Source organism: Cupriavidus sp. 05T313 (genome assembly GCF_056396665.1).
Window position 1 is genome coordinate 1 of sequence record NZ_JBFTLX010000358.1, and the last position, 5,479, is coordinate 5,479.

Consider the following 5,479-nt stretch of genomic DNA (forward strand, 5'->3'; position numbering starts at 1 on the left):
ACCCAGACCAGCGTGATCAGGATGTCGATCGGCCATTCGAGTTCGGCGTATTCCTTCGAGCTGGTGAAGCCCATCGGCAGCGTGATGGCCGCGGCAACGATCACCAGTTGCCAGCCCCAGAACGTGAACGCGGCCAGCGGGCCGCAGAACAGCCGTGCCTGGCAGGTACGCTGCACGATGTAGTAGGAGGTGGCAAACAGCGCGCTGCCGCCAAACGCGAAAATGACGGCATTGGTATGCAGCGGACGCAGGCGCCCGAAGGACAGCCATGGCGTGTTGAAGTTAAGCTCCGGCCAGATCAGCTGTGCTGCGAGCAGCACGCCGACGGCCATACCGACGATCCCCCAGACTACCGTCATGACGGCAAATTGCCGCACGACGCCGTAATTGAAGGTGTCGGCGCGAGAATACGCGGCGGTGACAGCCATTCAGACCCCCAGATTGGATAAATATGAATTGATGTTGTGACTGTAGGAAAACCGCGCTCCGGGCGTCTTGATCTGTATCAAGCGCACGGGAAAGCATGGGAACTAAGGCGCAACGGCGTCTCGCATCCGCACGCATGCGCGTCGCGCGTGGGCGAGGACAGCCATTCTTGCCGCGGCAAGCGGCGGCGAAAAAGGGGGATCTCCATGCGGGGCGGAGCGCGGCCGCGATGGATCAGGGCTTGTCGTTATCGAGCAGGATGGCCTCGCCGGGCCGGTCGAGGTCGTCATATTGCCCGGCATGCAGCGCCCACCAAAGCGCGCCGGCGATCACGGCCACCAGCACCAGGCTCATCGGCACCAGCAGGTAGAGCATGTCCATGTGTCAGTCTCCGGGCTTGCCCGAGCGCAGCAGGCGCCAGGCGTTGGCCACCACCAGCAGCGACGACACCGACATGCCGATGCCCGCCATCCAGGCGGTGACATAGCCGGTCGCAGCCAGCGGGATGGCGATCACGTTGTAGGCAAAGGCCCAGCCGAGATTCTGGCGCACCACGCGGCGGGTGCGGCGAGCCATCTCCAGCGCGTTCGCGATCTCGGCCACACGGCCATGGGTCAGCACGGCATCGGCGCCGGCCTGCGCCAGCGGGGCGCCGCTGCCGATGGCGATCGAAACCTGCGCCTGCGCCAGTACCGGCGCATCGTTGATGCCGTCGCCCACCGCCAGCACAACCGCACCGGCACGCTGCAGGTTCGCCACATACTCGCGCTTGCCTTCGGGCGTGACGCCGCCCTCGCGGCGCGCGATCTGGAAATGATCGGCCCACCAGCCGACCGTGGCCGGCGTGTCGCCTGACACCAGGTGGCAGGTCACGCCGAGCGCACGCAATGCAGCAAGCAATCGCGCCGACTGCGCGCGTTCAATGTCGGCGAGCACGAACACAGCCTGCGCGCCCTTCGCACTACCCAGCCACACCAGGGTGGCGCCGCTGCGCTCGCTGGCTGCCAGCGCGGTGGAGATACCTTCACGGTCCGTGCTTGCGCTCGTGCCCAGCGCGGTAACAAACTCGCGCCGGCCCAAGCGGTAACGCTGCCCGTCCACTTCAGCCTCCAGGCCCTGCCCCGGTACATTGCGCATGGCACTGACGGCGTGCGCGCCGCAGGCGAGTCCCTGAGCCTGCGCTGCCTCGACGATGCCCCGCGCGATGGGATGCTCGCCGGAACGTTCCATGGCCGCGGCCAGTTGCAGGCTGGCATCGGCGCTGGCGTCGCCCAGGGCCAGGATTTCGGTCAGCGCGAAACGGCCTTCCGTGAGCGTGCCCGTCTTGTCGAGCATCACGTCGGTAACGGCAGCGAGCGTTTCCAGCGCGTGACCGCGCGTCAGCAGCAGCCCGCGGCGCGAAAGCGCCGCCCCGGCGGCGGCCAGCGCGGCGGGCGTGGCCAGCGAGAGCGCGCACGGGCAGCTGACCACCAGCACCGCCACCGTCACCAGCAGCGCGCGCGACGGGTCGATCCAGGCCCACCAGACCGCCCCGGCAAGGGCGGCAAGCACCAGCAATATGCCGACGAACCATCCGGCAACACGGTCGGCCACTGTGGCCAGGCGCGGCTTCTCCGCCAGCGCGCGGTCCAGTACGGCGACGATCTCGGCCAGCCGGGTCGCCGCGCCTACCTTCGACACGCGCAGCTCAAGCGGACTGGTGGTATTGAAGCAACCCGCCAATACCGGATCGCCGATACCACGCGGCACCGGACGGCTCTCGCCGGTCAGCATGGATTCGTCCAGCTCACTGGCGCCAGCAACAACGGTCGCATCGGCCGGAACCACCTCGCCAGCCTTGACGCGGATCAGGTCACCTGCACGCAAGCGCGCCACCGGCACCCGCTCGCCCGCCCCGCCTTCGGCCCGCAGGCGTTCGCAGGTGGCAGGCAACTGCCGTGCGAGCATCTCGGCGCCGCTGCGCGATGCCTGGCGCACGCGCAGTTCCAGGTATCGCGCCAGCAGCAGGAATGCGACGAACATGGTGACCGAGTCGAAGTAGACCTCGCCAGTGCCGCGCAGCGTGGCCACCGTACTGGCAAGGAAGCCCGCGCCGACGCCGATCGCCACGGGCACGTCCATGCCCAGATGGCGCTGCCTCAGGCTGCGCCATGCCCCGGCGAAGATTGGCGAAGCCGAGTACAGCACCACGGGCAAGGTCAGCACCAGGCTGGCCCAGCGCATCAACTGCAACTGGCCGGGATCGATGGTGGCTTCATGGGTGTAGATAGGCCATGCGTACATCATCACCTGCATCATGCCCAGCATGGCTACCGCCATGCGCATCAGCAGGCCACGGCGTGCGTGGCGATCCTGCCGGTCGGAGCGTGAGACCTCGAACGGCCACGCCAGGTAGCCGATGCCGGCCAGTGCCGCGAGCAAGGCGGAAACCGGCTGCTCGGCGGCGCGCCAGCGCACCACCACGCGGCGGGTCGCCACATTGGCAATCACCGATTCCACGCCAGGCAGGCTGCCGAGGTGCTGCTCGATCAGCCAGGCACAGGCCGCGCAACGGATGTTCTCCGGCGCCAGCGTGATCTCGGCACGGCGTTCGTCGAGCGGGCGCACGAACTGCGTCCGCAATTCCTCGGTGTCGTAGGCGGCCCACACGGGCTCGGCCTCGCGCCGCGCCGCCTCGTCGATGGGGCGGGCAAAACGGGCTTGGTCGCCATAAAGATGCCCGAACCCGGCGGCGTGCAGGGTCTGCGCCAAGGCCTGGCAGCCGCCGCAGCAGAAGGATTGGTCCTTGCCGTCGATGCTGGCACGCAGGGAGGGCTCGGCGGCTGAAAGCGGCTGTCCACAGTGAAAGCAGCCTTCCTGCACGACGGCCGTCGGCGCGCCGCTTGCGCGTGCAAGCGGCGAATTGGGCAGATCGGGCAGGGAATAAGCAGGAGAAGGCGGCATCGGGGCTCTTTTTTACCAACTGCATGGTAAGAGCCCAGGCTGCAAGCCGCCTTGATACAGATCAAGCGTGCGGTGGGATGGCCGCCTCAGGTCAGCGAGGTGTCGACAGTACGGCGCGGCGCTTCGAGATATTCGCGCGACTGCATCTCGATAATGCGCGAGACCGTGCGGCTGAACTCATTGGCCATCTGACCTTCCGTATAAAGCTCATCGGCAGGCACTTCCGCGGAGATCAGCAGCTTTACCTTGTGATCATAGAAGACGTCGATCAGCCAGGTGAAACGCCGTGCTTCCGAGGACATGCGCGGCGTCATCTTCGGCACATCGGAGAGAATCACCGTGTGGAACTCGGTGGCCAGTTCGAGATAGTCGTTCTGCGAGCGCGGGCCGCCGCACAGCGTATTGAAATCGAACCAGACCGCCCCGCCCGCCTTGCGCAGCGCACGCAGTTCGCGATGCTCGATATGCAGGATGGGCGACTCGTCGGCCACACCGGCAATGCTGGTGAATGCGTGACGCAGCGCCGAACTGGCTTCGGGCCCCAGCGGCGTGTGATAGGCATCGACCTGTTCCAGCGCACGCTTGCGATAGTCGATGCCGGCATCCACGTTGAGCACATCGAGCTTCTGTTGCAGCAGTGCGATTGCCGGCAGCACACGGTCACGGTGCAGCCCGTCCGGATACAGCAGGTCGGGCCGGTAGTTGGAGGTCATCACGAACTGCACGCCGTTCTCGAACAGCTGCTGCAGCAGGCGGTGCAGGATCATCGCGTCGGCCACATCGCTGACGTGGAATTCGTCGAAGCAGATCAGGCGGAAACGCCGTGCAATCCGCTTGGCCAGTTCGTCCAGCGGGTCCGGGCGGCCACGCAGCTCTTCCAACTGGCGGTGGACCTCGCGCATGAATTCGTGGAAGTGCAGCCGCGTCTTGCGCACCACCGGCACGCAGGTATAGAAGCTGTCCATCAGGAAGGACTTGCCGCGCCCCACCCCACCCCACAGGTAGACGCCCTTGGGCACGTCCGGGTGCACCAGCAGCTTCTTCAGCGTGCTGTTGCGCCGGCTCTTGTACGCCACCCACTCGTCGTAGCACTGCTGCAGCCGGTCGACGGCGCGCAGCTGCGCCTCGTCGGAGGTGTAGCCACGTTGCTTCAGTTCCTGCTCGTAGTACTCACGGACGTTCATGCTGACTGCTTGCGCTGGATGCCGGGAGGCTCCGGCTTGAATGAGGATCGGGACGCCTGACAAGGCAAATAGCCCCTGTCGCCCCGAAAGCGAAAACGGCGCGCCGCTGGAGCGGCGCGCCGGTACTCAACAATACGAAGGCTTGTGCCTTACATATTGAGCTGGCGCTTGTCCACGGCGAGTGCGGCTTCGCGCATGACTTCCGACATCGACGGATGCGGATGGCAGGTGCGGCCGATATCTTCGCTGGCGGCCTTGAACTCCATCGCCACCACGGCTTCGGCGATCAGGTCCGACGCGTTCGCGGCAACCACATGCACGCCCAGGATCTCATCGGTCTTGGCATCGGCCAGCATTTTGACGAAGCCATCCGAATGACCCATGCCCAGCGCACGGCCGTTGGCCATGAACGGGAACTGGCCGGACTTGTACTCGCGGCCCTCGGCCTTGAGCTGCTGCTCGGTCTTGCCCACCCATGCGATTTCCGGGAAGGTGTAGATCACCCACGGAATGCAGTTGTAGTCGATGTGCGGCTTCTGGCCGGCGATGCGCTCGGCAACCGCCACGCCTTCGTCCTCGGCCTTGTGCGCGAGCATCGGGCCACGCACCACGTCACCGATGGCCCACAGGCCCGGCACCTTGGTGGCGCAGTGGTCGTCCACCTCGATAAAGCCGCGCTGGTCGGCAGCCAGGCCGATGGCGTCCAAACCGAGGTTATCGGTGTTGGGCACGCGGCCGACCGACACGATCAGGCGATCGACTTCCAGCGTCTGAGCAGCGCCGTCCTTGTCGGTGTAGCTGACAGTGACGTTGTCCTTGCCGGTCTTGACTTCCTTGACCGTCACGCCCAGGCTGAACTTCAGGCCCTGCTTGGTCAGCAGCTTCTGCGCTTCCTTCGCCACGCCTTCGTCGGCGGCGCCCAGGAA

The 5,479-nt window shown here is 66.1% G+C and carries 5 protein-coding genes; all 5 read right to left on the reverse strand.

The window, feature by feature from the left end; all coding sequences use genetic code 11:
- On the reverse strand, positions 1-428 hold a 428-nt coding region (locus AC1DKD_RS38630), incomplete at its 3' end, for a cbb3-type cytochrome c oxidase subunit I (RefSeq protein WP_477144512.1).
- 232 nt (positions 429-660) lie between these two features.
- Positions 661-807: a cbb3-type cytochrome oxidase assembly protein CcoS gene (gene ccoS, locus AC1DKD_RS38635; protein WP_006162067.1), complete on the reverse strand. Its 147-nt coding sequence runs from the start codon at positions 805-807 to the stop codon at positions 661-663.
- A 3-nt stretch (positions 808-810) separates the two neighbouring features.
- Positions 811-3,369 carry a heavy metal translocating P-type ATPase gene (locus AC1DKD_RS38640; protein ID WP_477102920.1) on the reverse strand — a complete coding sequence of 853 codons (2,559 nt, stop codon included), beginning with the start codon at positions 3,367-3,369 and terminating at the stop codon, positions 811-813.
- Between the two features lie 86 nt (positions 3,370-3,455).
- Complete coding sequence (gene zapE, locus AC1DKD_RS38645) at positions 3,456-4,553, reverse strand: cell division protein ZapE (RefSeq protein WP_441632170.1); 1,098 nt, start codon at positions 4,551-4,553, stop codon at positions 3,456-3,458.
- Positions 4,554-4,702: 149 nt separating this feature from the next.
- The coding region (locus AC1DKD_RS38650) for an FAD-dependent oxidoreductase (RefSeq protein ID WP_477144513.1) at positions 4,703-5,479 on the reverse strand (777 nt) is incomplete at its 5' end.